The organism is Cruoricaptor ignavus (genome assembly GCF_014961145.1).
Classification (GTDB): domain Bacteria; phylum Bacteroidota; class Bacteroidia; order Flavobacteriales; family Weeksellaceae; genus Cruoricaptor; species Cruoricaptor ignavus.
Map to the genome: position 1 here is coordinate 2,072,754 of NZ_CP063145.1, position 26,757 is coordinate 2,099,510.

At 45.9% G+C, this 26,757-nt stretch carries 27 protein-coding genes and 1 other RNA gene; 17 read left to right on the forward strand and 11 right to left on the reverse strand.

Translation table 11 applies throughout. From position 1 onward, the window contains the following. Positions 1-98, reverse strand: an RNA gene (gene ffs, locus IMZ16_RS10050) — signal recognition particle sRNA small type. 65 nt (positions 99-163) lie between these two features. Between ffs and IMZ16_RS10055 the strand changes: the two genes are divergently transcribed. The 12 genes from IMZ16_RS10055 to IMZ16_RS10110 are packed head-to-tail and all read left to right on the forward strand — an operon-like array spanning position 164 to position 7,817. After that, entirely contained in the window at positions 164-754 is a 591-nt protein-coding gene (locus tag IMZ16_RS10055) for a DUF4199 domain-containing protein (RefSeq protein ID WP_227411523.1), read from the forward strand. Between the two features lie 36 nt (positions 755-790). Beyond that, positions 791-1,036, forward strand: coding sequence for a DUF6364 family protein (locus IMZ16_RS10060; protein WP_073180566.1), 246 nt, complete (start codon positions 791-793; stop codon positions 1,034-1,036). Then, a complete protein-coding gene (locus IMZ16_RS10065; protein WP_193439925.1) occupies positions 1,033-1,461 on the forward strand; it encodes a type II toxin-antitoxin system VapC family toxin in 429 nt (142 codons plus the stop codon). Before IMZ16_RS10060 ends, IMZ16_RS10065 begins: the two co-directional genes overlap by 4 nt. Continuing rightward, positions 1,458-2,420, forward strand: a complete 963-nt coding sequence (locus IMZ16_RS10070; RefSeq protein WP_193439926.1) for a glycosyltransferase family 2 protein — start codon at positions 1,458-1,460, stop codon at positions 2,418-2,420. The genes IMZ16_RS10065 and IMZ16_RS10070 overlap by 4 nt, the downstream gene beginning before the upstream one ends. Positions 2,421-2,438: 18 nt before the next feature. Further along, positions 2,439-2,603, forward strand: a complete 165-nt coding sequence (locus IMZ16_RS10075) for a hypothetical protein (protein ID WP_193439927.1) — start codon at positions 2,439-2,441, stop codon at positions 2,601-2,603. Continuing rightward, positions 2,604-3,020 (forward strand): type II toxin-antitoxin system VapC family toxin, encoded by a 417-nt coding sequence (locus IMZ16_RS10080; protein ID WP_193439928.1) that lies wholly within the window; start codon positions 2,604-2,606, stop codon positions 3,018-3,020. It begins immediately after the preceding gene. Then, complete coding sequence (locus IMZ16_RS10085; protein WP_193439929.1) at positions 3,017-3,715, forward strand: GIN domain-containing protein; 699 nt, start codon at positions 3,017-3,019, stop codon at positions 3,713-3,715. Before IMZ16_RS10080 ends, IMZ16_RS10085 begins: the two co-directional genes overlap by 4 nt. Before the next feature lie 12 nt (positions 3,716-3,727). Continuing rightward, on the forward strand, positions 3,728-5,458 hold the full coding sequence (locus tag IMZ16_RS10090) for a phospho-sugar mutase (RefSeq protein ID WP_394368274.1): 1,731 nt from the start codon (positions 3,728-3,730) through the stop codon (positions 5,456-5,458). Between the two features lie 2 nt (positions 5,459-5,460). Further along, on the forward strand, positions 5,461-6,204 hold the full coding sequence (gene kdsB, locus IMZ16_RS10095; protein ID WP_193439930.1) for a 3-deoxy-manno-octulosonate cytidylyltransferase: 744 nt from the start codon (positions 5,461-5,463) through the stop codon (positions 6,202-6,204). A 21-nt stretch (positions 6,205-6,225) separates the two neighbouring features. Beyond that, positions 6,226-6,888: a LolA-like protein gene (locus tag IMZ16_RS10100; protein WP_193439931.1), complete on the forward strand. Its 663-nt coding sequence runs from the start codon at positions 6,226-6,228 to the stop codon at positions 6,886-6,888. Between the two features lie 3 nt (positions 6,889-6,891). Next, entirely contained in the window at positions 6,892-7,458 is a 567-nt protein-coding gene (locus IMZ16_RS10105; protein WP_193439932.1) for a glutathione peroxidase, read from the forward strand. 8 nt (positions 7,459-7,466) lie between these two features. After that, positions 7,467-7,817, forward strand: a complete 351-nt coding sequence (locus IMZ16_RS10110) for an MmcQ/YjbR family DNA-binding protein (protein ID WP_193439933.1) — start codon at positions 7,467-7,469, stop codon at positions 7,815-7,817. Here IMZ16_RS10110 and IMZ16_RS10115 read toward each other — a convergent pair. Then, entirely contained in the window at positions 7,808-8,734 is a 927-nt protein-coding gene (locus tag IMZ16_RS10115) for a bifunctional riboflavin kinase/FAD synthetase (RefSeq protein ID WP_193439934.1), read from the reverse strand. The genes IMZ16_RS10110 and IMZ16_RS10115 overlap by 10 nt on opposite strands. A gap of 96 nt (positions 8,735-8,830) precedes the next feature. On the opposite strand from IMZ16_RS10115, the gene atpD reads away from it, so the two are divergent. Then, positions 8,831-10,339: a F0F1 ATP synthase subunit beta gene (atpD, locus tag IMZ16_RS10120; RefSeq protein ID WP_073180549.1), complete on the forward strand. Its 1,509-nt coding sequence runs from the start codon at positions 8,831-8,833 to the stop codon at positions 10,337-10,339. 21 nt (positions 10,340-10,360) lie between these two features. Continuing rightward, the gene (locus tag IMZ16_RS10125) at positions 10,361-10,642 is read left to right on the forward strand and encodes a FoF1 ATP synthase subunit delta/epsilon (RefSeq protein ID WP_193439935.1); all 282 of its coding nucleotides are present in this window, start codon (positions 10,361-10,363) and stop codon (positions 10,640-10,642) included. Positions 10,643-10,711: 69 nt separating this feature from the next. Here the strand turns inward: IMZ16_RS10125 and IMZ16_RS10130 are convergent, their stop codons facing one another. The 3 genes from IMZ16_RS10130 to IMZ16_RS10140 all read right to left on the reverse strand — a co-directional run bounded on the left by IMZ16_RS10130 (position 10,712) and on the right by IMZ16_RS10140 (position 13,569). Continuing rightward, the gene (locus IMZ16_RS10130) at positions 10,712-11,011 is read right to left on the reverse strand and encodes a DUF4298 domain-containing protein (protein ID WP_193439936.1); all 300 of its coding nucleotides are present in this window, start codon (positions 11,009-11,011) and stop codon (positions 10,712-10,714) included. A 44-nt stretch (positions 11,012-11,055) separates the two neighbouring features. Further along, the gene (locus IMZ16_RS10135) at positions 11,056-12,327 is read right to left on the reverse strand and encodes an aminotransferase class I/II-fold pyridoxal phosphate-dependent enzyme (protein ID WP_193439937.1); all 1,272 of its coding nucleotides are present in this window, start codon (positions 12,325-12,327) and stop codon (positions 11,056-11,058) included. 204 nt (positions 12,328-12,531) lie between these two features. Then, positions 12,532-13,569 (reverse strand): PLP-dependent cysteine synthase family protein, encoded by a 1,038-nt coding sequence (locus tag IMZ16_RS10140; protein ID WP_193439938.1) that lies wholly within the window; start codon positions 13,567-13,569, stop codon positions 12,532-12,534. Positions 13,570-13,705: 136 nt separating this feature from the next. On the opposite strand from IMZ16_RS10140, the gene IMZ16_RS10145 reads away from it, so the two are divergent. From IMZ16_RS10145 to IMZ16_RS10155, 3 genes are read left to right on the forward strand one after another with little or no spacing between them, the layout of a single operon-like run. Further along, a complete protein-coding gene (locus IMZ16_RS10145; protein ID WP_193439939.1) occupies positions 13,706-17,188 on the forward strand; it encodes a glycosyltransferase family 117 protein in 3,483 nt (1,160 codons plus the stop codon). A gap of 9 nt (positions 17,189-17,197) precedes the next feature. Beyond that, the gene (kdsA, locus tag IMZ16_RS10150; RefSeq protein ID WP_193439940.1) at positions 17,198-18,013 is read left to right on the forward strand and encodes a 3-deoxy-8-phosphooctulonate synthase; all 816 of its coding nucleotides are present in this window, start codon (positions 17,198-17,200) and stop codon (positions 18,011-18,013) included. Between the two features lie 27 nt (positions 18,014-18,040). Further along, positions 18,041-20,260 (forward strand): TonB-dependent receptor plug domain-containing protein, encoded by a 2,220-nt coding sequence (locus IMZ16_RS10155; RefSeq protein WP_193439941.1) that lies wholly within the window; start codon positions 18,041-18,043, stop codon positions 20,258-20,260. A 41-nt stretch (positions 20,261-20,301) separates the two neighbouring features. On the opposite strand, the gene IMZ16_RS10160 is transcribed toward IMZ16_RS10155, so the two are convergent. The 6 genes from IMZ16_RS10160 to IMZ16_RS10185 are packed head-to-tail and all read right to left on the reverse strand — an operon-like array spanning position 20,302 to position 26,708. Continuing rightward, a complete protein-coding gene (locus IMZ16_RS10160; RefSeq protein ID WP_073180534.1) occupies positions 20,302-21,807 on the reverse strand; it encodes a bifunctional GNAT family N-acetyltransferase/carbon-nitrogen hydrolase family protein in 1,506 nt (501 codons plus the stop codon). Between the two features lie 18 nt (positions 21,808-21,825). After that, the gene (locus IMZ16_RS10165; protein ID WP_193439942.1) at positions 21,826-23,181 is read right to left on the reverse strand and encodes an MATE family efflux transporter; all 1,356 of its coding nucleotides are present in this window, start codon (positions 23,179-23,181) and stop codon (positions 21,826-21,828) included. A 59-nt stretch (positions 23,182-23,240) separates the two neighbouring features. Further along, entirely contained in the window at positions 23,241-24,425 is a 1,185-nt protein-coding gene (locus tag IMZ16_RS10170) for a sigma-54-dependent transcriptional regulator (RefSeq protein WP_193439943.1), read from the reverse strand. A gap of 53 nt (positions 24,426-24,478) precedes the next feature. Further along, positions 24,479-25,138 (reverse strand): YggS family pyridoxal phosphate-dependent enzyme, encoded by a 660-nt coding sequence (locus IMZ16_RS10175; RefSeq protein WP_193439944.1) that lies wholly within the window; start codon positions 25,136-25,138, stop codon positions 24,479-24,481. Beyond that, a complete protein-coding gene (locus IMZ16_RS10180; protein WP_193439945.1) occupies positions 25,101-25,976 on the reverse strand; it encodes a polysaccharide deacetylase family protein in 876 nt (291 codons plus the stop codon). The genes IMZ16_RS10175 and IMZ16_RS10180 overlap by 38 nt, the downstream gene beginning before the upstream one ends. Positions 25,977-26,021: 45 nt before the next feature. Further along, positions 26,022-26,708, reverse strand: coding sequence for an SIR2 family NAD-dependent protein deacylase (locus IMZ16_RS10185; protein ID WP_193439946.1), 687 nt, complete (start codon positions 26,706-26,708; stop codon positions 26,022-26,024). Between the last annotated feature and the right edge of the window lie 49 nt (positions 26,709-26,757).

Genomic DNA, 26,757 nt, shown 5'->3' on the forward strand with positions numbered 1-26,757 from the left:
AAATGGCAAGCGACCTACATCACACCGCTACAACCGATTACCTTTGCTGCGTTCCCACCCTGGAGGATTTTCAGGAGCTGGTTGTGTAGGACTTGCCGCTGCAAAGATACGCATTTCAGGAAATTTAACAAAATTTAAAAAACAAAAGAGAGGGTATAGAAAGATGATGAAGTTTGCAAGAAATCCGTATGTTGTTGGTTTTCTGATATTTATAATTACTGCGGGCATTTTTTTCGTGCTGAATATTTTCTTTCGGGATGTCAATTATTACCGGAATACGATGATTGTGGCAGCATTTGTGGCACCGCTTCTTTCAGGTGTGGGTGCCTTTCTTTCGGTGTATTATCAGGGCAGAACGAAGCGCAAGGTGAGTTTTCGCGATGCCTACGGAAGGGCATTTGTGCCGATGTTTGTAGGCGGTATTTTGACGACAGCCACGATGTTCGCTTACATCAATTATATCGACAAGGATACGAAGCAACTCCTTAATTATCAATTTATTGAGAGTTTCAAGCAGTCTTTGGAAGATGAATATCAGAAGGCGAAAAAAATCGTGATTCCGAATTCTGACGAGGATAAGGAGTTGGAGCAGAAATATGCAGACGCCAAAGTGCGGATTGCAGCAAAGGAAGCGAAAAACGAGGATGTTTTCACGGCGAAAAATTTCGGATATGTATTTGCTGGGTATTGTGCGTTTTACCTTTTGCTGTCGCTGTTTTTCGGAAGTTTTTTCCGCACGAGAAATCCATCCTAAAAAAGAATGCCGTATATTTGTAAAAATCATACGGAAATGACAACCAAACTGACTTTGACGATAGAACAGAGTGTGGCGGAAAAAGCCAAGATTTTTGCGAAAGGCCATCAAAAAAGTTTATCCAAAATCGTCAACAATTTTTTAAAGGAAATGGTCGATTCCGAAACAGATAGCGTAGGAAAATCCAAGGTTGAAACTTTGGGCGGAAGCCTTCCCTTGCCGAAGGATTTTGATGAAAAGAAAGCTTTGGACGAATATTATCGGGAAAAATACGGCCTATGAATTTTTACCTTGATACCAACATCATCGTAGATTTTCTGAGTGGCAGAGTTCCGTTCTACAAGGCTTCCCGAGAGATTTTTGCTTACGCTGAAAGCAGGGAAATCGCGCTTTTTTGCAGCAGCCATTCTTTCGTGACCGTACATTATTTAATGCGGAAAATTCATCCGGATAAAGCCGTGCGGAAAAATTTGCTTGAGCTTTCAGAATTAATCAAAGTTTTAGATGTGAAAAACGGGATGGTTATTCAGGCGCTGAAATCGGATTATCCGGACTTTGAAGATGCCGTTCAGATTTTTTGTTCTTTGCAAATTGAAAATCTTAGCGGCTTCGTCACAAGAAATTTAAGAGATTTTTCGGGCGCGGAAGTTGAAATTTTTTCACCAACCGAAGCATTAGATTTTATCCATAAAAATTTGAGACATTGAAAAACCCAACACTTTCCGTAATCGTTCCGCTCCTGAATGAGCAGGATTCGCTGGAGGAGCTTTTCACAAGGGTGGATAAGGTGTGCCGTGCCAACCAAATTCCGTACGATATTTGGTTTGTGGATGATGGCAGCACGGATTTGTCGTGGGCAATTATCGAAAATCTCAAGGTGCAGAATCCGCAGGTTAGGGGCATTAAATTTTCCAGGAATTACGGAAAATCTCAGGCGCTTCACGCTGCATTTGAAAAGGTTCAGGGTGATGTGGTAATCACGATGGATGCTGATTTGCAGGACTTTCCCGAAGAAATTCCGGAGCTCTACCGGATGATTGCCGTGGAAGATTTCGACTTGGTTTCCGGCTGGAAAAAGAAACGCTATGATAACGCCTTGACGAAAAATCTGCCGTCCAAACTTTTCAATGCTTCGGCGCGCCGGCTTTCTGGCGTGAAGCTGCACGATTTCAACTGCGGACTGAAGGCCTACAAAAATCAGGTGGTGAAATCGGTGGATGTTTACGGCGATCTTCACCGCTGGATTCCCGTTTTGGCATCGAATGCCGGCTACAAAAAAATCACGGAGAAACCGGTGCAGCACCAGGCAAGGCCCTACGGCGTTTCGAAATTCGGTGCCGATAGGTTTGTGCGCGGCTATCTGGATTTGATTACGCTTTGGTTCGTGAGCAAATTTGGCGGCAGGCCGATGCATTTCTTCGGTGCGGTGGGTACCCTGATGTTTATCATAGGTTTTCTGGCGGCCTTTTGGCTGGGCATTTCAAAGCTGTACGAAGTGTATGCCAAGAACATTTACGGCAACCTGATTGCAGAAAATCCGTGGTTTTACATCTCGCTTACTATGATGATTTTGGGCACGCTGCTTTTCATCGCCGGTTTTTTGGGCGAGCTGATTATCAGAACTTCGCGTGGCCAAAAACATTATCAGGTAGAGGAAATTCTGTAAATTTGTAAAAAAGGAAAAATGGAAACGAACGATATAACCCCCAAAAAATTAAAGAAAAAACCGGCACCAAAAAAGCAGGTAACTAAGGCTGAAGAGCCGAAGAAAATCTCGAAAACCTGGGAAGCTGTTTTGAGGCATAAGGGAACGGGCGAAATACTGGATATGAGGGCGGTTTTGAAATAGATGCGCTATCTTCTCGATACAAATATTGCCATTTTTATGATTTTAGGTGAAGAAGATGAATTCTCGCCTGAAGTCAGGAATATTTTGTCTGATTTTTCTAATACGCTATACATCAGTGCTTTAAGTGTTGTGGAAATCGGTTTTTTATTTAAAAGAAAGAAAATCATGACGCAGTATAAATCTTTGGATGCACTGGTGAAATCTTTGAAGGAGCAGTTTTACCTGAATATTTTACATTCTTCGGAATCGCATCTTCAGCAATACCTCAGGTTAGAAATCGCACCAAATCATTCCGATCAGATTGACCAGTTCATCGTACCTCAGGCAATTGCCGATCAAGTGCCGCACTTCAATTCAAACCCGCAGTTTCAGGCTTATATTCCGCAAAAGTTGAATTTCGTTTTTAACAGAAGATGAAGACCTGGCATTTCCTTTTTTTACTGATTATTTTTTCCTGCGGAAAAATTTCGCCGAAAGGTGAAATCGTGGCGAAACATATTAGCGTGGAAGATTTTAATTCGCTAAATTTGAATGGAAAGTTTCGGGTGTTTTTGGCAGGCAGCGATTCAAGTTTTGTGAATGTGGAAACCTACCCGAATTTTGCGGATAACCTGAAGATAAATGTTGAAGCTAATGTGCTGAATATCAGTGAGAAAAGGGAAGTTTCCGGTGTGGATTTTTATACTGTGACGGTTTATGCCAAAAATCCACTGAGAAGAATTTCGGTGGCAGATTCGGTGGAAGTGAATGTTTCCGGTGCATTGAATAATCCGCAGATTGAGATTGAACTGAAAGACCAGGCGAAGTTTATCGGTGCGCTGAACACGGATTTTGCCGAGATAAAAATGAAGAATTTGAGCAAGGCGAATTTCACGGGTTTCAGTAAAAAATCGGCGATGCAGATTGCTGATACTGCAAGTGTTATTGCACCGTATTTCCAAATCGGAACTTTGGATTTAGACTTTAAAAACGGTGGATATGCAGAAGTGAATGTGAAGGATTCCATCAAGGGAAATGTGCGGAACACCGCGCAACTTCTGTATTATAATGAGCCGGTTCGCGCTTTTAATAGTGATAAATCGGCAACTGTGAACAACAAGAAATTAGACTAAAATCACAAAAATATGGTTAATGAATTGACATCACTGGAAAGGGCGCAGCTTTGGCTCGGCGAAAGTTTCGACGAAGAAACGCGTGCTGCCGTGGAAATGCTCATCAACTCAAAATCGCCGGATTTGGACGATTCCTTCTACCGTGCGCTGGAATTTGGAACCGGCGGAATGCGCGGAATTATGGGCGTGGGCACGAACCGGCTGAACAAATATACGCTGGGGCAGGCTACGCAAGGCCTTGCCAATTATCTTCACGAGCAGTTCCCGAACGAAGAAATCAAGGTGGCCATTGCATACGATGTCCGCAATAATTCCAAGGAATTTGCGAAAATTGTGACGGATGTTCTCACTGCGAACGGCATCAAAGTTTTGCTGTTTAAAAATCACAGGCCTACGCCAGAACTTTCATTTACCGTTAGAAATAAGAAGTGTAATGCAGGAATCGTGCTTACGGCATCCCACAATCCACCGGAATACAACGGCTACAAAGTGTACTGGAACGATGGCGCTCAGGTGGTTCCCCCGCACGATGAAAACATCATCAAGGCGGTGTATGATACTCAGTATGAGATGATTAACTTCAACGGAAATGATGAGCTGATTGAGTGGATTGGCGAAGAACAGGATGAAGTTTACATCGATGCCTGCATTGAAAATTCCCTTTACCAAAAGGAAAAAACTGGCTACGAAAATCTGAACATCGTCTTCACTTCAATTCACGGGACCACCTATGCCACCGTTCCAAGAGCGTTGGAGAAGGCAGGTTTCAAAAAAGTGGATATGGTGGAAGAGCAGATGGTGCCTTCTGGAAATTTCCCGACCGTTGAAAGCCCGAATCCTGAAGAGCCTGCAGCGCTGGGAATGGCGATGGATTTGGCGAGAATTACGAATGCCGATATTGTGATAGGTACCGATCCTGATGGAGACAGGCTGGGAATTGCCGTGCGCAATCTGAACGGCGAAATGCAGCTTTTGAACGGCAACCAGACCAACACAATTTTAACCTATTACATCCTTGACCAATGGAAGAAGGCAGGCAAGATAACAGGCCGGGAATTCATTGGCTCTACGATTGTAACCTCGGATATTTTCTTCGACATTGCGGAAAAATTCGGTGTAACTTGCAAGGCTGGTTTGACGGGCTTTAAATGGATTGGAAAAATGATTCGCGATGCTGAAGGCACGGAAAAATTTGTGTGTGGCGGCGAAGAAAGTTTCGGTTTTATGACCGGCGATTTCGTTCGGGATAAAGATTCCTGCGGCTCAATTCTTTTAGCCTGTGAAATCGCGGCGCTCTACAAAGCGCAGGGTTCATCGATGTTTGAATACCTGATTGACATTTATAAACAAGTTGGAATTTACAGCGAAGGCCTGATAAATGTGGTGAAGAAGGGCAGGGAAGGTGCGGAAGAAATACAGCTGATGATGAAGAATTTCCGTGAAAATCCGCCGAAAGAATTGGCTGGTTCTCCTGTGGAAATCGTGGAAGATTATAAGGAACAAACTACCACAGACCTCAGAACTAACGCAACTTCTGTGATGGATGAAATTCCAAAATCCAATGTATTAATCTGGTACACAGAAGACGGCACGAAGGTTTGCGTAAGGCCTTCCGGAACGGAACCGAAAATAAAATTCTATGTTTCAGTGAAGGACAGCCTGGAGAATATTGCTGATTTTGAAACTAAATTGGAGCAGCTGAAAAATAAAATTCAGCAGGTAAGGGCCAGCCTAAATCTTTGATCTTGAAAATCATTGCCGTAATTCCCGCAAGGTACGATGCATCGCGGTTTCCCGGGAAACTGATGCAGAAGCTCGGCGAGAAAACCGTAATCGGCACGACCTATCAAAATGTGCGGGAAACCGGGCTTTTCTCGGAAGTTTTTGTGGCTACGGATTCGGAAATTATTTTTGACGAAATTATTTCAATCGGTGGAAAAGCGGTGATGACCGGAACTCACGAAACAGGAAGTGACAGAATTGCGGAAGCTGTGCAAACCATTGATTGTGAGATAGTTGTAAATGTTCAGGGTGATGAGCCTTTCCTGAAAAAAGAACCATTGCAGCAGCTGATTGATGTTTTTAAAAAGGATGAAAAAAACGAGATTTCGCTGGCTTCGTTAAAAATAAAAATTAACGAGAAAGAAGAAATCGAAAATCCAAATGCGGTGAAAGTCATCACGGATTTAAATGGATTTGCGATGTATTTTAGCAGGGCAGCAATACCTTTCCACCGAGAGCAAAGCCTTGAGCCTGAATACTTTAGGCATATCGGCGTTTATGCGTTCCGGAAAGATGCGCTGCTGAAATTCGCCACATTGCCACAATCACCATTGGAAAAAACCGAAAAAATAGAGGCGCTGCGCTACCTGGAAAACGGGATGAAGATAAAGATGGTGGAAACGGATTTTGTGGGCGTGGGCATAGATGTGCCTGCCGATTTGGAACGCGCCAGGGCTATTTTGCAGAGTTTTCATTTAAAAAAGTAATTTTGCCGAAAACCACCTTTAATGAAACATTTTTTCACGCTAATTCTATTTTTCCTGTCTGCACTCGGCACTGCGCAGACTGCGCAGGAAATCCTCAATAAAAATATTGAGCTTACCGGAGGTCGACAAAACTGGAAATCGCTAAATTCCATTCTCCTGCAGGGCAGGGCGATCCTGGGGCTTAAGGAGGAATACCCCGTGAAAATCTATCAGCAGAGGCCGAATTTAACCAAAACAATCATAACCTTGCAGGGAAAGGATGTGGCAATCGAGGGCTACGATGGGAAGAAAGGCTATGCTATGAATTATGCCGCGAATAAGATGCAGGAGTACCCGGGATACAAAGCGGAGTCTTTCGACAGCGATTTCCTGGATTGGAAACTCAAAGGTTACGAAATTAAATATTTGGGTAAAGAAAAGCTCGGAAATAAAATTTGCCACAAAATAGAACTAAGCAAAAACCGTGAGCGGGCAGTGTATTATTTTGACGCCGCCACACACTTGCTGGTGCAGGAGCAGAAGGGCGATGAAACCCTGCGGTACAGCGATTTCAGGAAGGTGAAAAGCTATACGATGCCGTTCAGAATAGAATCTGAATCTGAGAAGAACGAGAGTAATTATGTGTTGATTATCAACAAGATAGAAATAAATAAAGAATTTCCTGCTAATACTTTTAAGTTTTAGGCTATGAAAAAATTATTCATCATTCTGCTTACTGTGGGCGCTTTTTTATCGGGATGTACTAACAGCCAAAAATCAGCGGCGCAGGCTGCAGCCACTCCTACTTCAATTTATGATTACAAAGTGGAGTCATTGGATGGTGGCACGATAGATTTTGCAGATTTTAAGGGAAAGAAAATCTTGATTGTAAATACGGCCTCAAAATGTGGATTTACCCCGCAATACGCTGATTTACAAGATCTTTACGACGAGAATAAAGACAGACTGGTGGTGGTAGGCTTCCCTGCAAATAATTTTATGTCGCAGGAGCCGGGTACCAATGCAGAGATTGGTGAATTTTGCCAGAAAAACTATGGAGTCACATTTCCAATGGCTGCCAAGGTTTCCGTAAAAGGCAGTGATATTGCACCGATTTTTCAGTATTTGACTGATAAAAATCTCAATGGTGTAAAAGATTCCAAAATTCTTTGGAATTTTACAAAATTTCTGATTGATGAGAACGGACGGCTGATCGATTCCTTCAACAGTGCCACGAAGCCATCGAGCGATGCCATCGTGAAGCATCTACGCTAACGCTTTCAATGAATACCGAGGAAATCCGGGATTACGCGCTTTTGAAACCTGCGGCTGAAGAGAGCTTTCCCTTCGGGGGAAACCTCCTCGTATTTAAGGTTTCAGGTAAGATGTTCTTGCTTATCGATCTTGAGAGAAAGCCGGTCTTTATTAACCTCAAAAACACCCCTGAGAAAAATCTGCAGCTACGGGAAGATTATTCGTCGATTCAGCCTGGGTGGCATCAGAATAAAAAGCATTGGAATTCGGTTTTTGTTGATGATTTGCCGGCAGAGCTTCTCCGTGAACTGATAGACGATTCTTACAATCTCGTTGTAAAAAATCTAACAAAGAAACAGCTTACAGCACTTCAGAAGTGAAAATTTTCCGTCTTGATTTTATCCTCGTCAAGTTTTTCAATCAGTTTTTCAAGGCTTTCAAACTTTATCTCTTCGTGGAGGAAATCCCTGAATCTCACCGTTAAATCCTCGCCATAGATATCCCCGCTGAAATTCAGGATATAGACCTCCGCAGTAAGCTGCTGCCCGTTCACGGTAGGGTTCGTGCCGATGCTCATCATACCTGCGTGCTGCTCCACACCAAGGAAAACCTCTACGATGTAGGCGCCCTTTTTCGGTAAAAGTTTATCAGGATTTACTTCAAGATTGGCAGTAGGGTACCCAATGGTGCGCCCGATTTTCTTTCCGTGAATTACCCTCCCGGTCAGAGGATAGGCGTACCCCAGCATCCGGTTTGCAGAGAGAATATTGCCGGATTGCAGGCTTTCGCGGATTTTTGTAGAAGAGATAATGATTTCATTTTCAGAATTTTCTATTGCTTGAATCTGCTCTGTTGTAAATCCGCATTCCGGTGCCAGTCGCTTTAGGAGGTCGAAATTTCCGTTCTGGTTTTTCCCGAAAGTGTGGTCGTGCCCAATGATTAAGTGCTTGACATTTAGTTTGTCTGATAAAATTTTTCTCACAAAATCCTCCGCCTCAAGGTTTCGGAAATCATCATTAAATTCCTGGATAAAAAGATTTTCCACCCCGAATTTCTGCAGCAATGCACTCTTTTCCTCGGGTGTATTCAGCAGTCGGAAATTATCATCCGCACTGAAAAATTTTCGGGGATGCGGCCAGAAGGTAAGCACGGCGCTCCCCAGGCTGCTTCTTTTTGCTACATCGTTAAGCTGCCGCAGAATCTGCTGGTGCCCGAGATGCACCCCATCAAACATCCCTATGGTCAGCGCTAGGCCTTTGGTATTGGAGTAATTTCGGAGATCTCTGATAATTTCCAAACTGAAATATTTGACTGCAAAGATGACAAAAATCTTTTTTGGGACAATTGCAAAAAACTTAACAATTCTTATATTTGCAAAAAACAAAAAAGAGTAATGGCGGACCAAATTAAAGGTAAAATTTCGCAGATCATAGGACCGGTAATCGATGTTGTGTTTTCAGAAGTTGAACAGCTTCCGCAAATATATGATGCACTGCAGGTAACGAAGGATAACGGGGAGAAACTAATTCTGGAAGTGGAGCAGCACATCGGCGAAGATGTGGTAAGGTGTATCGCGATGGATGCGACGGACGGCCTCCAACGAGGGCACGAAGTTATCAGCCTTGGTACGCAGATTACGATGCCTACAGGAGATGGTGTGAACGGAAGGCTTTTCAATGTGGTGGGCGATGCCATCGATGGTTTGCCTGAGCTTTCAAAAGAGGGCGGAAGGGCGATCCATAGAGAGGCTCCGCACTTTGATCAGCTTTCTACTTCGGCGGAAGTTTTGTTTACAGGTATTAAAGTTATCGACCTGATTGAGCCTTATGCAAAGGGCGGGAAAATCGGGCTTTTCGGAGGTGCTGGTGTTGGCAAAACCGTATTGATTCAGGAGCTTATCAACAACATTGCTAAAGGACACGGCGGACTTTCCGTGTTTGCAGGTGTTGGCGAAAGAACGCGTGAAGGTAACGACCTTCTTCGTGAAATGCTGGAATCCGGCATCATTAAATATGGTGAAGAGTTTATGCACTCGATGGAAAACGGTGGCTGGGATTTGAGCAAGGCAGACCTTGAAGAAATGAAGGATTCCAAGGCGGCATTTGTTTTCGGGCAGATGAACGAGCCACCTGGTGCAAGGGCGCGCGTTGCCCTTTCCGGCCTTACTTTGGCGGAATATTACCGTGATGGCGGCGAATCTGGGCAAGGCCGTGATGTACTTTTCTTCGTGGATAACATCTTCCGCTTTACGCAGGCAGGTTCCGAAGTTTCCGCGCTTCTTGGGCGTATGCCTTCTGCGGTGGGCTACCAGCCTACGCTGGCTTCTGAAATGGGGGCGATGCAGGAAAGGATTACTTCCACGAAAAACGGTTCCATTACTTCCGTTCAGGCGGTGTATGTTCCTGCGGATGACTTGACGGACCCTGCACCTGCAACTACTTTTGCCCACCTGGATGCAACTACGGTACTTGATAGAAAGATTGCTTCCCTGGGAATTTATCCTGCGGTAGATCCGCTGGCTTCCACTTCAAGAATCCTTACGCCGGAAATTCTGGGTGAAGACCACTACAACTGCGCTCAGCGTGTGAAGGCGATTCTTCAGAGATACAAGGCATTGCAGGACATTATTGCAATTCTTGGTATGGAAGAGCTTTCCGAAGAAGATAAGCAGGTAGTTTACCGCGCGAGAAAAGTTCAGAGATTCCTTTCTCAGCCATTCCACGTTGCAGAACAGTTTACCGGAATTCCTGGTGCGCTGGTTGACATCAAGGATACAATCAAAGGCTTTAATATGATTATCGATGGTGAACTGGATCACCTTCCAGAAGCAGCTTTCAACCTGAAAGGCTCCATTCAGGAAGCCATCGATGCCGGTGAGAAAATGCTTGCTGAAAATGCCTAAAGTGAGCTTAAAGAATAAAAGATGAACATTAAAATACTTACACCGGAAGCTGTTATATTCGATGGCGAGGTAAAATCAGTGCAGGTACCTGGCTCCAATGGCGAGTTTCACATACTGAATAATCACGCCTCAATTGTTTCCGCTTTGACTGAAGGAGAAATTAAGCTTTATAATAGTTCAGTTGGTGATTACAGCAAAAATTTCGAGCAAAGAAATGGCTCTGCAGGACAATATTTCGGCTATGACATCAAAGGCGGTGTGGTGGAATTTAAAGACAATAAAGGTATTATTTTAGCAGACTGATCAAATTTTAAAATAAAAAATCCGGCAAACAAAATTGCCGGATTTTTTTTTATCATTTAATTTAGTACATTACTCAACCATTTTTATTGCTACTTTAATCATTTCGACACCAATAGAACGGCTTTCCCCAAGCAGATTGTAAATTGCATCCTCAGAAAGAATCCCACGGTTGATACCATTCGATATTTCTCCGCGTCTGTCGGCCTCCAGGTCCTCTGCCCAGCCATTATAATAATATTCTTCGAGCTTTTGCAAGTCGGCCTGCGCATTCTTCAGATCACTGAGGGCCTTCTCAAATTTCTTTAATGTATTATCAATATGGTTAAAGCTGGTTTCAAAAGCCGCCACACGCTTTTCAAGATTCGTCATTTCAAAAATTAAAAAAGCACCCACTAAGAGTGCTTATTATCGAATTATATAGGTTTAAAGCTAAGATTTTCTTCTTTGAGCAATTTCTCTGCGGCATCTTTGTAATATCCGCTTACAAGTTTATCGTGAAGTGCCTCAAATGCCGCAAGAGTTTCATTGATTTCTTCATCGGTATGCGCAGCAGTAGGGATCAGCCTCAGCAAAATCATCCCTTTCGGAATCACCGGGTAAACAACTACAGAAGTGAAAATTCCGAAATTTTCACGAAGGTCTTTGACGAGTAAGGTAGCCTCTACTGGCGTTCCTTCAATCATTACAGGTGTTACGCAGGTGTTGGTTAGCCCGATGTTAAATCCGCGGTCTTTCAGCCCATTTTGAAGTTTATGAACATTTTCCCACAGCTTAGCCTTGATTTCAGGCTGCGATTTTAGGATCTCAAGACGCTTTCTTGCCCCTATTACCATCGGCATCGTTAGAGATTTAGCAAAAATCTGCGACCTCAGATTAAACTTAAGGTAGCGGATAATTTCCGCATCCCCGGCGAGGAACGCTCCAAACCCTGCCATAGATTTTGCAAAAGTAGAAAAATAAACATCGATTTGCTCTTGGCAGTTCTGCTCTTCACCGACACCTGCGCCTGTTTTTCCCAAAGTACCGAAACCGTGGGCATCATCAACCAGGAGCCGGAAGTTAAATTTCTTTTTCAGCTCGCAAATTTCTTTAATTTTGCCCTGCATTCCGCGCATACCGAAAACACCTTCTGTGATTACGAGGATTCCGCCGCCGTTGGCCTCCGCTACCTTCGTTGCGCGCTCAAGATTTTTCTCAAGCGATTCCATATCATTGTGGCGGAAGGTGAAGCTTTTTCCCATGTGCAGCCTTACGCCATCAACGATGCAGGCGTGAGAATCCGCGTCGTACACAATTACATCGTGGCGAGAAACCAGAGCATCAATCGCGGAAACCATCCCCTGATAACCGAAATTCAGCACATAGGCAGATTCTTTGTTTACGAAATCTGCCAGCTCCTTTTCCAATGCCAAATGCTCATCCGTCTCGCCCGACATCGCGCGCGCGCCCATAGGGTAGAACATTCCGTATTCCGCTGCAGCCTTGGCATCGGCTTCCAGAACTTCTGAGTTGTTACACATACCGAGATAGTCATTAGCAGACCAGAATACGACTTCCTTGCCCTGAAATTTCATCCTTGGGCCGATAGGGCCTTCGAGTCTTGGAAATATAAAGTAGCCTTCGCCGTAGTCCGCAAACTGACCGAGCGGGCCGGGATTTTCTTTTATGCGTTCAAAAATGTCCATCAGATAAAACAGATATAATCTGCAAATTTAAAAAATCTAAAACAAAGGCTGGGTGAGAAAAATCAGAATGTGATATTTTGGGGAAAGGATGTGATGATCCACGCATAAGCGCTGAGTTATTATGAAAAAAATATGCAAAGAATCCTTATTTCGAATGGTTTTCGACTTAAAATTTGTGCGTTTGCGTAAAAAGCGGAGAAGAATTTACTTCACAAATTCCGTAGCGTGAAGCTCGTCATAGCTGTGGATGCAGTTGTTGGTAAAGCCCTGCTCCGCCATCCACTGGTCATTGTAAACTTTGGTAATGTACCGCGAGCCATGATCAGGGAAAATAACCACCACTACATCGGACTCCGTAAACGGGTGCGAGTTGGCATATTGCAGGAGCCCCTGAACAGCGGCACCTGTGGTGTAGCCGCCCATTATCGCTTCTTTCATTGCGATTTCGCGGGTGCGGTAGGCAGACATTTCGTCGTTAACTCTTACAAATTCATCCACTAAATCAAAAAGAAGAGCACTGGGAATGAGGTTTTTACCTAAGCCTTCGATTTGATATGGATGTATTACGCTTTTGTCGATTTTACCGGTTTCGTGATAGGTTTTTAGGATGGAGCCATCAGCATCCACACCGATGACTTTAATATCAGGATTTTTTTCTTTCAGATATTTTGCCGAGCCAGAAAGCGTGCCGCCAGTTCCTGTGCAGGCTATGATGTGCGTGATTTTTCCCTTAGTCTGCTCCCAGATTTCCGGGCCGGTAGTTCGGTAATGCGCATCGATATTCAGCTCGTTGAAATACTGATTAATGTAAATAGAGTTGGGCGTTTCCGCAGCGATGCGCTTCGCCACTTCGTAGTAAGAGCGGGGGTCATCCGCGGGAACGCTTGCCGGGCATACGAAAACCTTGGCGCCGAGTGCCTTCAGGTAGGCGATTTTCTCCGGCTTAGTTTTATCGGAGACCGCAAGTATGCATTTATAACCTTTAATAATGGAAACCATTGCCACGGAAAAGCCGGTATTCCCGGAAGTGGTTTCTACGATGGTGGCGCCAGGCTTCAGCAAGCCTTTTTCTTCCGCACTTTCGATGATGTGGAGGGCTATTCGGTCTTTTGTGGAGTGCCCCGGGTTGTAGGATTCCAGCTTGGCATATACCGTGGCAGGAATGGCTTCAGTAACGCGGTTGAGCTTAACCAGTGGGGTAGAACCGATCAGTTCCAGTATGTTGTTATAAACATTCGTCATTTCTAATACTATTTTCCTCTCAGAAACTGCGTGCAAAATTAAGAAAAATTAACAATTGCTGAATTAAAAATTATGCGCCGCATAATCTGCCGGGAGTTCGGGTAAAAACATTAATTTCGCAACATTCTTATTTTTTATGAAGAACTGGACTTATAAACGCTGGAATACGGCACTTGGCTGGGCAGTATTTGCCATTGCATTCGTAACTTATCTCTCAACAATTGAACCAAATTTCAGTTTCTGGGATTGCGGGGAGTACATTTCTTCTGCCGTGAAGCTGCAGGTAACGCACGCTCCCGGTGCTGCGCTGTTTCAGCTGGTGGGCGCTGTGGCGGGTATGTTTGCATTTGGGAACGGTGCTAATTACTCGGTGGTCATCAACGCGATGTCGGCACTTTTCAGCGCGTTTACCATTTTGTTTCTCTTTTGGACGGTTACTCACCTGGCGAGAGTTTTATTTAATAAAAACGCTGATGAAATCAGCACCAAAAATGATTTCTGGATACTGCTCGCCGGGGTAATAGGAGCGCTGTGCTTCACTTTTTCCGATACCTTCTGGTATTCTGCTGTGGAAGGCGAGGTGTATTCAATGGCGTCGCTTTTCATCGCCCTGATGATTTGGCTCATCACAAAATGGGAAAGCGAGAGCGACAGGCCTGGCAACGAGCGCTGGCTGATCCTGATATTCTTTGTCACAGGGCTTTCCGTGGGGGTGCATATGATGTGTATGCTTTCCATCCCCGCAATCTGCCTGCTGTATTATGCCAAAAGATACGAGTTCAGCTGGAGGAGTTTCCTTATTGCAAATCTCATCACACTTGCGATTCTCGCCATCGTTTTCAAGGGTATTTTCCCTGTGATAATGACGCTTTTCGGCAGGCTGGAAATCTTCGCGGTGAACGGCCTGGGGCTGCCGTTCCACTCCGGCACGGTGCTCGCATTCTTGCTTCTCGGGCTGCTTTGCTTTTTCCTGATAAAATGGACGCGGAAATCCGGCAGGGGCCTTTACCAGACCGTGGTTCTGTCGGTAGTTTTTATGCTCATCGGTTTTTCGTGCTGGCTGGTAATCCCGATTCGTGCGAATGCCAACCCACCGATGAACCTGAACAACCCTGATACCGCCATCGGGATGCTGGATTATTACAACCGTGAACAATACGGCGACTGGCCAACGATTTACGGGCAAAATTACACCGCTTACCTGGATGCTAAGGGCATCGAGCGCAACGAGGATGGAAGCTACAGGCAGACGAAAACCGGCGACATTTACGAAAAAGATGAAAAAACTGGCAGCTACAGAGTGGTGGGCGATCGATATAACTATGTTTACAATAAAAACCACACCAGCTTCCTGCCGAGGATGTACAACGAGGATAAATCCGTGATGGCGAACTACATTTCCATGTACGGAGCGCCGGATTTCGAGTTCAACTACAACGGGGAATATGCCGACAGCCCGGAGGCAAAACAGATGTACGATGAGCTGCGGGCGAAGTATGAAGACGGCACTATAAAGGTGGAAGATTATCTCAGTGTAAAACCCTACGACCTGATAAATGTACAGCGCCCCAGCTTAGCGCAAAACCTGGATTATTTCTTCTCCTTCCAGAATTCCTACTACTTCGTGCGCTACCTGATGTGGAATTTCGTAGGGCGGCAAAACGACCTGGAAGGCAATATGGAAAACACGAAGGGCAACTGGATTTCCGGCATCCCATTCATCGATAATGCATTGTACGGAAAGCAGGATAATATGCCGGCGAAATTCCGCAATGCATCCACCGTGAAATTCTTCTTCCTGCCTTTGCTGCTGGGCTTGATTGGCTTTTTCTTTCAGGCTAATAGAGATTTCCTAAGGTGGTATGCCATTTTGTCACTCTTCATTTTAACGAGTGTGGGCATCATCTTTTACACCAGCGTGAAACCCTTTGAGCCAAGGGAGAGAGATTATGCAATGGTGGGCTCTTTCTACGCCTTTGCCATCTGGATTGGGTTGGGGGCTGCTGCGATTCTTTGGTTTACCCAAAATAAAGTGAAGAAAAACGCTGCTACCGTCGCTGTTTCCGCGCTACTACTGGGTATTCCGTTAATGATGGGCTTCCAGAACTACAACCCGCACGACAGGAGCAAAAGATACGCAGCCTACGATTATGCTTACTCTGTTTTAAAATCATTGCCAAAAAATGACATCCTGTTTGTTTACGGGGATAATGATACTTATCCCGTTTGGGCAATTCAGGAAACGGAAAGATTTCGGGATGATGTGAAGGTCGTGAATTTCACGCTGCTTTCCACACCGTGGAACATCGACCAGGTGAGGAGGAAAACCTACAACGCCGATGCCGTGCCGAGCAGCCTAGTACACGAAGACTACCGAGACGGCAGCAATGACCAGATTTATGTGATGGACAAAGAATCCTGGCAGGGGCTCTTCGAAAATATGAATGCCCAGGGTATGCCGCAGACCGCATTTGCCAGCTTTCGGAAGTTTGCAACGCAGGATTCTATGACCGTGAAGGAGGCAGTACAGTTCCTTAAAACAAAATCAGAGGATAAAGACCAGCTCCTGAAAATGCTCTTCGGCGAAGAGAAATATGACAGGTTCAACATCCTCCCGGTTTCAAAATTTATTTTGCCGGTAAATAAGCAAAATGCAGTAAAGGCAGGCATCATCACCGCGGCAGATCTACCAGAAGCGCTCGACCAAATCGTGATTGACTATGGCAAGCAAACGATGTTTAAAAATGATTTGATGCTTTTGGATATCCTTGCCAATTTTGAATGGAGGCGCCCGATCAGTTTTTCCTCAGGCGGCATCTACAGCGAGGATAATACATTTTACCTTAATGATTATCTGCAGTTTGACGGCTTTAGCTACCGCCTAGTACCGATCAGAACAGCGGAAAATAAAAACGGCGATCTGGGCAGGGTAGATGCAGAGGATCTTTACCGTACGGTGAAGAATTTCCGATGGGGGAATTTTAAAGACAGGTCCGTGCATTTCGATGAAACCAGCACCTCTAACATCATCAGCTACCGCGCCTCCGCGGCACGCGCTGCAGAGGCTTTGGCGCTGAAAGGAGAAACACAGCGTGCGGCGCAGATCCTGGACCTTGCGGCAAAGGAAATCCCTTCGGATAAATTTAACGACCCGCGCTCCCTGAGTCAGATAGTTTACGGCTACATCATTTCCGGACAGGAAGCGAAAGGCCTGAAACTAGCCGAAGATTTGAAGAAGGGCATCTTCAAAGAATACGACTATTACGCATCTCTTGATCCTCAAAATCAAAGATTTGCAGCCAGGCAGATGCGGCTGAAACCTTTTGAATATTCGCTTGTAGTTTCCGCAGTTTCGGATGCTTATGAAAAACTCGGACAGCGAGACAAGGCTTACGCCTATCTGGTGAGCTCCATAGAGCCAGTTGACAAAAGGTTTAATGCATTTATAAAAGACCTGGAGATGATGGGCAGGGACAAAGCCTATCGGGAATCCGAAAAAGTACAGAAAATTACGCCGTTTTACCAATATATTTTCGAGGTGATGAACGACTACGATTCCACTTATACCAATGAAAAACTGGAGCAAATCACCAACCGCGTAATCCGTGCCACGCAATAATTTTCATTTATGATTCAGCATTTAGAAAAAATCCGCCATAAAAATTCCCGCAATTTTTTTCTGATTGCTGGGCCTTGTGCAATTGAGGATGAAGATTTATCGATGAAGATTGCGGAAGAAATCGTGCGGCTTTCCGAGAAATATGAAATTCCTTACATCTTCAAAGGCAGCTTCAAAAAAGCGAACAGATCCAGGGTGGATTCCTTCACCGGCATTGGCGATGAGAAGGCTTTGAAGATTTTGCAAAAAATAGGGCAGACTTTTCAGATTCCTGTAACTACGGATATTCACGAAAATCATCACGCAGAATTGGCGGCGCAGTTTGTAGATGTGCTGCAAATCCCCGCATTTTTAGCGCGCCAAACGGATCTGCTGGTTGCTGCTGCAAAAACGGGAAAGGCCGTCACCATAAAGAAAGGGCAGTTTCTCTCGCCGGAAAGTATGCAGTTTGCCGTGCAGAAAGTTCGGGATTCCGGCAATGAAAAAGTGGCGATAATTGAGCGCGGCAATTCCTTCGGCTACACCGATTTAATCGTGGATTTCCGCGGAATTCCCACGATGCAGAAATTTGCACCCGTAATTCTGGATGCCACGCATTCTCTGCAGCAGCCCAACCAAAATTCTGGCATTACGGGCGGAAAACCGGAGCTGATAGAGACCATCGCAAAGGCTGGCATTGCAGCAGGTGTGGACGGCATTTTCCTGGAAACGCACCCTGAGCCAAGCTGCGCAAAATCGGACGGTGCCAATATGCTGCCGCTGCATCAGCTGGAAAATCTGCTTGAAAAATTAATAAGAATCAGGCAGGCAATTCTGGAAAATTAGTAATTTGCAGAACTTAAATTTCAAGCATTGAAAAAGCTCATTTTATTCGTTTCAGCTTTGGCGCCGCTTTTCGCTTTGGCGCAGGAAGAGCAGAAGGAAAATCAGATAGAGGAAATTGTTTTCCAGAAAAAGGGCAGGCCGAAAGATACCGACCTTACCAACCAGAGTATTTCCGCAAAGGCCGCACAGCAAGTGGTTTCGGCAGCGGGCGGAATTGAGGGCGTGCTGAAAACGCTGCCTTCCGTAAATTCCAACACGGAACTTTCCTCGCAATATATGGTGCGTGGCGGAAACTACGATGAGAATTTGATTTACATAAATGACATTGAAATTTACCGGCCGTTTTTGATTCGAAATTCGATGCAGGAAGGGATGAGCATCATTAATCCTGATATGGTTTCGGTGGTGAATTTTTCGGCGGGAGGTTTTGAGGCGAGGTATGGTGACAAAATGTCATCCGCGCTGAACATCTATTATCGTCAGCCAGAGAAAATGGAACTTTCCGGCGAAGCAAGCTTGATTGGCGGAAGATTGACCGGCGGTTTTGCAACGAAGAATAAAAAGCTAACAGCCTTAGTTTCAGGTAGATACAGGAATACGAACCTTGTGCTGAACACGCTGAATGAGGATACGGATTTCAACCCGACCTACATCGATGTGCAGTCTTACCTGAATTATGCGGCGCATCCAAAGCTGGATATTTCTTTCCTCGGTTTTTACTCGAAGAATGATTATGAGATGGTGCCGAAGCAAAAGGACATCGATTTTGGAACGGCACTTCAGCCCATCCGTTTGACGGTTTTCTACAACGGTAGGGAAGACGACCGCTACAAAAATATGATGGGAACGCTGAGCTTAAATTTTAAACCGAATAGAAATTGGCGCGTAACGCTTGATAATTTTGCCTATCAAAATCGCGAGAGAGAGTATTACAGCCTAGCTTCCGGCTATATGCTGCAAACTTTCGACCCTATTTCCGGCGAACCCTTGCCTTCGTATGATGCCGGCGGACAAATCGACCACGCAAGAAACGACCTCTTCATCCGCACCTTCGGAAGCCAGCTGAGAACACGGTTTTCACCAAATGTAAACACGGATTTTGAAGTGGGCGTGAAATTTGAGAAGGAGAAAATCGAAGACCTTACAAATGAATGGCAACTGATTGATTATCTGGGATATACATCACCAAGAGATATGGATAATCCTTTCCCGGTAAATGATGGTGATCTGAAGCTGCGCTATTTAATCAGCGGGCAAAACGACATCTCGCCAAGCCGAATTTCCGGCTATGCGCAGTTTTCCAAGAAAATGATGTGGGACAGAAACCGCGTATTCATCAATGCTGGTGTGCGTGCGCAGCACTGGTCTTACAACGGCGAAACCCTGGTGAGCCCAAGGGTTCAGTTTGCAATTAAGCCGGACTGGAATGCAGATATGCTCTTCCGGATTGCCGGCGGTTTGTACTACCAGGCGCCGTTTTACAAGGAAATCAAGGCGCTGGATGGCAGCTTCAATCCGAACATCAAGGCGCAGCAATCTCTGCAGATTATCCTGGGTAATGACTATGAATTCTCAATGTTTCAGCGGCCTTTTAAGCTGACGACCGAGGCTTATTACAAAAATCTGAACAAGCTGATTCCGTATTATGTGGACAATGTTCGCACCAGATATTTCGGTGAAAATAATTCGAAAGGCTATGCCTACGGAATCGATGCACGGCTTTTCGGTGAATTTGTTCCAGGTGTAGATTCCTGGATTTCAGCAAGTTATGCCAGGGCTTACGAAAATATTGACGACAGGGGAAATATCCCAAGGCCTACTGACCAGCGTTTCCGCTTCTCGATGTTCTATCAGGATTATATGCCGGTTTTCCCAAGTATGCGTGTAAACCTTACACTGACCTACGGCAGCGGACTCCCGACCGGTGCGCCTATCAGCATTGATCCGGTAACGAATCAGCCGAATCCTTACGCGCCGTATGGTTACCAGAAAACCCTGCCGGCTTACAAAAGGGTGGATATCGGTTTGTCGAAAATTTTCATAGACCAGAAAGATTTCAAAGCTTCTGGGAATTTCTGGGGAAATTTTAAAGAGCTTTCGCTTGGCGTGCAGGTTTTCAACGCGTTCAACATCAACAATACCGTGGCTAATCAATGGGTGAGCGATGTGACGAGTAGCTCAATCTACGGCGTGCCAGTTCGGCTCACGGGGCGTTTCTTTAACGCTAAGCTTGAGTTTAAACTTTAATGAAAAAATCCGCCGGAAACTCAGCCGGCGGATTCGTTTTATTATTCTCTTAGCGAGATCTCGTAGAGATCCCGCCTTCGGTCAGTCATCGTCTGCACGGATCCGTAGTGGTGTAGCTCCTTCAGCAAGTTGAGGTCCACGTCCACAATCAGCGTCATTTCCGTATTCGGCGTGGCTTCCCCTTTGATGGCGTTGGATGGAAAAGCGAAATCCGAAGGTGTAAATACCGCTGCCTGGCCATACTGGATGTCCATATTCTTCACCCCCGGCAGGTTGCCCACGCAGCCGGAGATGGCTACATAGCACTCATTTTCTATCGCGCGTGCCGCGGCACAGTGGCGCACCCTGGTATAGGCGTTCTGCGTATCGGTGAGGTACGGCACGAAGAGTATCTTCATCCCCTGGTCTGCTAGCAGGCGGGAAAGCTCCGGGAATTCTACATCGTAGCAGATTACGAGACCGATTTTCCCACAGTCCGTATCGAAAACTTTAATCTCATTGCCGCCCCTCATTCCGTAGTAATTCCTTTCGTGCGGGGTGATGTGCACTTTGCGGTACTCATCTATTTTGCCGTCGCGGTGCAGGAGGTAGCTGATGTTGTAAAGCTCGCCGGCCTCCTCGTACGGCATGCTGCCGCAGATGATGTTCACATTGTAGCCAATAGCCATTTCGGAGATTCTCTGCTTAATCTGCTCCGTAAGTTTTGCCAGTTCCTGCATACTTTCCCTCTCGGAGAGGTGGTTGAAAAGCGCGAGCAGAGGCGTATTGAAAAATTCGGGGAAGAGCACGAAATCCGATTTGTAGCTGCCCAGCGCATCCACGAAAAACTCTACCTGTTCATAAAATTCCTCCACATTTTTAAACTGGCGCATCTGCCACTGCACCAGCCCGAGGCGGATTACGCTGTCCTGCATCGTATTGGGCTTGCGGCTGTAGTAGATGTTGCTCCACTCCAGCAGAACGGCATTTTCACCGGAAAACTTGTCTCCCGGCAAATAATTTTTCAGAATCCGCTTGGGCTGAAACCCATTGGAAAGCTGGAAAGTAAGCACAGGATCGTAAATTTCCTGCTTGCGAACATTGTGGATGTATTGCCTTGGCGACATTTCCGCGCTGTATTTGTGATAGTTTGGGATTCGCCCGCCCACGATTATCGACCGAAGGTTCAGTTTTTCACAAAGCTCCTTGCGGGCATCGTAGAGGCGCCTGCCCAGCCGCAGCGAGCGGTATTCCGGATCTACAAACATCTCGATGCCGTACAGCACATTGCCGGAGTTGTAATGGGTATTGAAGCTGGAGTTCCCGGTAATTTCAGCATAAGTATGATCGTCGCCGTATAGCTCGTACTGAACGATGATGGAGAGGCACGCCGCAGCCACCTTCCCGTCCACCGTCACACAGATCTGCCCATCCGGGAATATCGAGATCAGCTTCTGTATGCTTCGCTTTTCCCAGACATCGTCCATCATCTCCGGGTAGGATTTCTTCATTACCTCGATCAACTCATCAAAATCGCTGAGATTCAGCCTTCTGATATCTACCTGCATAATATTTTTAGTTTTAAATTAAAGTTTTAAAAACCGCCCGGTTTGTTTTAAAAATCTGTACACGAGCGTCACCGCTGAAAATGTAAGCCCCGCCACGAAGGCAATCCACATCCCCGTAGCGCCCATCCCTCGGGACACGCAAAGATAGTAGCCCAAGGGCAAAGTAATGACCCAATAGGCCACAAAGGTGATGAGGCTGGGCACCCGCACATCCTGAACGCCTCGCAGCGCCCCCAGAGCCGTAACCTGGATCCCGTCGGACAACTGGAAAAGGGCCGCAAAAATAAGCAGCTGGGAGGCTAAGGCAATGACCTCCACATCGTCGGGTTTGGTAAAAAATGTTGGCAGAGTGCCGCGTGCCAGTACGAAGAATGCCGCGCAGATCATCATAAAGATAAATGCCATTTTCAAATTATTGATGCCCACAGCTCTGAGTTCCTCGTACTTGCGCTCGCCCCACCGCCTGCCCACCATAATCGTGGAGGCTACGCTGAAGCCGACGCAGAGGTTAAAAGTAAAAGACGCCATACTGAGGGCAATTTGGTGCGCCGCAATATCTTTGGCAGAAACCAACCCGCAGATAAATGCCGCGGTGGAAAATGCTGTGATTTCGAAAAACATCTGAAGGGCGGTAGGCAAACCGAGTTTCCAGAGATTTAAAAACATACTTCTTCGGAAAGTTTCTGCTTTTAAGGTGAATGCGCGGAGATATTTTCTTGTTAAAGTATGATTCAGCATTACAATTAACAGGAAAACCAGCATAAAAATCCGTGCGAGGAGGGTGGCATATGCTGAGCCGCGCACGCCCATCGGCGGAAAGCCGAAGAGCCCTTTGATGAAAATATAATTCAGCGCGATATTCACCAAGTTGGCAGCAATGGTAGCCTTGGTAACGCCTACGGTGTAGCCCAGGCCTTCCGAAACTTCCCGCAAAGTCTGGAAAGCCATAAACGGCAAAACGCTAAATGCCATAATGCTCACAAAGTGTACCGTACCCGGCATGATTTCTTCCGGCTGATCTAGGTGGTAAAGCAGCGGTCTGGCAGCGAGCATCAGTATCATCAGCAGTACGCCTACGGACATATTTAGCACAAAACCGTGGCGGAACACGGCGCTGATCCTCTCATCATCATTCTGAGAATGCGCCTCTGAAACAAGGGGGGGGATAGCAAATGAAATGCCCAGGCCGAAGATGAACATCATCATAAAAATTGCGTTGCCCAGAGATACGGACGCCAGTGCCTGGGAGCCCAGCAAGTTTCCGACAATGATGTTGTCAAAAAGCTGTACGGAAACCTGCCCGAGTTGTGTTATCATCACGGGGAGGGCAAGTTTCAGAGTTTGGCGGGAAAGGTTTTTTTCCAAAAAGGGCATAAAAAAAGTTTGCAGCAAAAATACCGCAAACTTCCCGTTTCTTCCTTATCAAAACAGAACTATTTCCGTACAAAACTCGCCACATCCTCTGCTGTTACGGGAGTACCGCCGAGGATTATCAGGCGCTCCACCACATTCCGCAGCTCGCGGATATTTCCTGTCCAGCTGAACTCCTCCAGTGCCGATATTGCCGCATCATCAAATTTTTTCGGTGCCGTACCGTGTTCATCAGCAATAAGTTTTGCAAAATGCTCCACCAGTAATTTGATGTCCTCTTTCCGCTCATCTAGTGGGGGTACATAGATTTCAATCACGGAAAGGCGGTGGTAAAGGTCTTCCCGGAATCTTCCGGCGGCTATTTCCTCCTGCATATTCTTGTTGGTAGCAGCGAGCACCCGCACATCCACCTTTATTTCTTTATCGCTTCCGACAGGTGAAACTTTGTTTTCCTGAAGCGCCCGGAGCACCTTCGCCTGGGCAATGAGGCTCATATCACCAATTTCATCGAGGAAGATGGTACCGTTATTCGCCTGCTCAAATTTTCCCTGCTTATCTTTAATGGCTCCGGTAAACGATCCTTTTACATGTCCGAATAATTCAGATTCAATCAGTTCTGACGGAATCGCGGCACAGTTTACCTCCACCATCGGGCCTTTGCTGCGCTCGCTTTTTTCGTGAAGCGCATGCGCCACCAATTCTTTGCCGGCGCCGTTTGGCCCGGTAATGAGCACGCGCGCATCGGATTGCGCAACTTTGTCCACCATTTCGTGGATTTTTTTCAGTGCATCACTTTCGCCGATCATTTGGTATTTTTTGCTTACCTTTTTTTTCAGCGTGCTGTTTTCACTTTGCAATTTCTGGTTTTCCTTAGATAATTTTTCTTTGTCAATTGCATTTTTAACGCTGGTGATCAGTCGGTTAATATCTATCGGCTTCTGGATGAAATCATACGCGCCATCTCGTAGGCTGCCGACTGCGGTATCAATATCTGCGTGGCCGGAAATCATTATAAAAGTAGTTTCTGGCTTCATCTGCAGAGCCTGGCTGAGGAGTTCTGTGCCGGAGAGTTTCGGCATTTTGATGTCGGAAATTACTAAGGCATATTCATTTTTCTCAATGGCTTTCAAACCTTCCAGACCATCCTCTGCGGTATCAAATTCATATTCGGGGAGCTCATCCGAAAGGATGCTTTCGAGTACGCCGGAAATGGCTTTTTCATCTTCAACAATCAAAATCTTCTGCATAATTTTAGGATTTTGATTGTTTAAGCAAAAATCATTCCCCGGAATATCGGCGTTTAATTTTTATAAATTCGATCTCCAAAAATCGACGAACCGATGCGCACCGAGTTGGAACCGCAATCCACGGCAATCTTCCAATCGCCGCTCATTCCCATGGACAGGGTGCTTAGGTTCTCCTGCGCAGAAAATTCATTGTATAAATTTTTTAACGCGGAAAATTCCCTGCGTACCTTATTTTCGTCTTCCGTAAACGATGCCATCCCCATCAGGCCGATAATCTCCACATTAGGAAAATTTCCTGAGCTCCATTTGCGGAAAAGCTCCCTGGCTTCATCAGCCTGCAAGCCGAATTTTGTATCCTCTTCCGCGATTTTGACCTGTAGCAAAATTTTAATCTTCCGCTGGTGTTTTTCTGCCTGCCTATCAATTTCCAGAAGCAGCTTTTCCGAATCTACACTCTCGATTACATCAATAAAATCCGCGATGTACTTCACCTTGTTACTCTGCAGATGGCCGATAAGATGCCAGCGGATGTCTTTCGGCAGGATTTCGTATTTCTCCAGGAGCTCCTGTACCTTATTTTCACCGAAAACCCTCTGCCCTAAATCGTAAATCTCCCTCACAGCCTCCGCAGGGTGGGTTTTGGAGACTGCTACCAGCTGTACATTTGCAGGAATTTCAGAGGTGAGTTGTCTGTAGTTTTGCTGAGTCTGCATGAGGCTTTGAAAGGGGTTTGTAATCGGCGGTGTTGAAGGGGTATTCTGATAATTTTTTGAAACGGTACTTCCCGCTTTCCTTCAGCTTGGTAATGAATGCTGTAAGCTCCCTCACGGAATCCTCATCCGTAAGGTACTGGTCGTGGGAGAGAAGGATAAGGTGACCAGGGCGCTTGCCGCCGCCCGTTTCGAAATAATGCTCCACTTCTTCCAGTTTTTTTTCGTGGCTGCCCGCGAGGTGCATCTTCTTCGTGGCGCCCCATTCCATATCCCAGCCTACCACTCGGTAGCCAGCATCCTGCAGCAGGTCACCCGCAGCGGCAGAAGCCTTTAAATCTGTAAATTTTAGGTCGCCGCATCGCCAGATGTTTCTGCCCGGCATCCTTGCCAGGTCTATATTCGTGCGAATGCTGTCCCGCGTACGGTTGAAATCTGCGCGAACATTTTCGGGATTTTGGTAAAACCTTTTGTACCGGCCGTTGGCGTGCGTGTAGCTGTGGTTGGCCACCTCGATGTACGGGTTGTCTACCAACTGGCGGTACAGGCTGTTCAGATGCTCGTTAGCATAAATATTCTTACCGATTACGAAAGCTGTCATCGGGACATTAACTTCGTTGATAACGCGCAAAAGGTTTTTGGTGCCCTCGTTCGGCCCGTCATCAAAAGTGATGTAAATGGTTGGCTTCGGGATGGTGTCTTCTTCTATTATTATACTGTCAGCCGTTGCCTCAGTCTGCGCTACTGGAGCCTCATTTTTTTTAGAACAGGAAAGAAGCAACAAGGCAAACGCTGTAATTGCTACCACTATCTGCCTTGCCCAAATGCTTTTTACATTCATTTTTAAAGAAAAATTTTCTGCAAATATAAACTTTTAAACAAAGATTTAAGGTTGTAATTCAGATAAAAGACGCTCTTTTAGGCGGTGCATTCCCTGGCTGGCACCGCAGCGGAAGCAGTTTTCAAATCTTGTAAACTGGTGCTCAAGATTAGGGTCGATTACAAAGATCTCACAACCTGGCGGTACGCAGTGGATGAGGCCCGCCGCCGGATACACCTGCATAGAGGTACCGATGATTAGGAAAATATCAGCGCCGGAAGCCAAGCGTTCTGCCTCCTCCATCGCGGGTACCATCTCGCCGAACCAAACGATGTGCGGCCGCAGCTGATTCCCCTCCGCATCCGTATCCCCAGGAAGAATGTCCCCTTCCCACGGAATGATTGTATCTGAGTTTACAGGTCTGGCTTTTAGCAGTTCACCGTGGAGGTGCAGAACATTGGAGGAGCCGGCGCGCTCGTGCAGGTCGTCCACATTCTGGGTGATGATATTTACATCAAAAAATCTTTCAAGCTCTGCTAAAATATAATGCGCCTCGTTGGGCTTTACAGTATGCAGCTGCCTGCGCCGCATATTGTAAAAATTCAGCACAAGCCCAGGATCCCGGGCAAACCCTTCTGGGGAGGCTACATCCTCTATGCGGTGGTTTTCCCAGAGGCCATTTGCATCCCGGAATGTAGAGATCCCGCTTTCCGCCGATATTCCCGCTCCGGATAATACAACAAGTTTTTTCATCTATGTAAAATAAAAAAGCGCCGAGAGAGGCGCAATGTTATGATTTATA

Coding starts and splice junctions, on each gene's coding strand:
- atpD (WP_073180549.1), top strand. CDS start 8,831: ATGGCGGACCAAATTAAAGGTAAAATTTCGCAGATCATAGGACCGGTA.
- IMZ16_RS10170 (WP_193439943.1), bottom strand. CDS start 24,425: ATGCAGAAGATTTTGATTGTTGAAGATGAAAAAGCCATTTCCGGCGTA.
- IMZ16_RS10110 (WP_193439933.1), top strand. CDS start 7,467: ATGAATACCGAGGAAATCCGGGATTACGCGCTTTTGAAACCTGCGGCT.
- IMZ16_RS10080 (WP_193439928.1), top strand. CDS start 2,604: ATGCGCTATCTTCTCGATACAAATATTGCCATTTTTATGATTTTAGGT.
- IMZ16_RS10090 (WP_394368274.1), top strand. CDS start 3,728: ATGGTTAATGAATTGACATCACTGGAAAGGGCGCAGCTTTGGCTCGGC.
- IMZ16_RS10175 (WP_193439944.1), bottom strand. CDS start 25,138: ATGCAGACTCAGCAAAACTACAGACAACTCACCTCTGAAATTCCTGCA.
- IMZ16_RS10130 (WP_193439936.1), bottom strand. CDS start 11,011: ATGACGAATCTTGAAAAGCGTGTGGCGGCTTTTGAAACCAGCTTTAAC.
- IMZ16_RS10075 (WP_193439927.1), top strand. CDS start 2,439: ATGGAAACGAACGATATAACCCCCAAAAAATTAAAGAAAAAACCGGCA.
- IMZ16_RS10125 (WP_193439935.1), top strand. CDS start 10,361: ATGAACATTAAAATACTTACACCGGAAGCTGTTATATTCGATGGCGAG.
- IMZ16_RS10065 (WP_193439925.1), top strand. CDS start 1,033: ATGAATTTTTACCTTGATACCAACATCATCGTAGATTTTCTGAGTGGC.
- IMZ16_RS10055 (WP_227411523.1), top strand. CDS start 164: ATGATGAAGTTTGCAAGAAATCCGTATGTTGTTGGTTTTCTGATATTT.
- IMZ16_RS10180 (WP_193439945.1), bottom strand. CDS start 25,976: ATGAATGTAAAAAGCATTTGGGCAAGGCAGATAGTGGTAGCAATTACA.
- IMZ16_RS10165 (WP_193439942.1), bottom strand. CDS start 23,181: ATGCCCTTTTTGGAAAAAAACCTTTCCCGCCAAACTCTGAAACTTGCC.
- IMZ16_RS10060 (WP_073180566.1), top strand. CDS start 791: ATGACAACCAAACTGACTTTGACGATAGAACAGAGTGTGGCGGAAAAA.
- IMZ16_RS10145 (WP_193439939.1), top strand. CDS start 13,706: ATGAAGAACTGGACTTATAAACGCTGGAATACGGCACTTGGCTGGGCA.
- IMZ16_RS10135 (WP_193439937.1), bottom strand. CDS start 12,327: ATGGACATTTTTGAACGCATAAAAGAAAATCCCGGCCCGCTCGGTCAG.
- IMZ16_RS10185 (WP_193439946.1), bottom strand. CDS start 26,708: ATGAAAAAACTTGTTGTATTATCCGGAGCGGGAATATCGGCGGAAAGC.
- IMZ16_RS10105 (WP_193439932.1), top strand. CDS start 6,892: ATGAAAAAATTATTCATCATTCTGCTTACTGTGGGCGCTTTTTTATCG.
- kdsA (WP_193439940.1), top strand. CDS start 17,198: ATGATTCAGCATTTAGAAAAAATCCGCCATAAAAATTCCCGCAATTTT.
- IMZ16_RS10085 (WP_193439929.1), top strand. CDS start 3,017: ATGAAGACCTGGCATTTCCTTTTTTTACTGATTATTTTTTCCTGCGGA.
- IMZ16_RS10160 (WP_073180534.1), bottom strand. CDS start 21,807: ATGCAGGTAGATATCAGAAGGCTGAATCTCAGCGATTTTGATGAGTTG.
- IMZ16_RS10100 (WP_193439931.1), top strand. CDS start 6,226: ATGAAACATTTTTTCACGCTAATTCTATTTTTCCTGTCTGCACTCGGC.
- IMZ16_RS10140 (WP_193439938.1), bottom strand. CDS start 13,569: ATGACGAATGTTTATAACAACATACTGGAACTGATCGGTTCTACCCCA.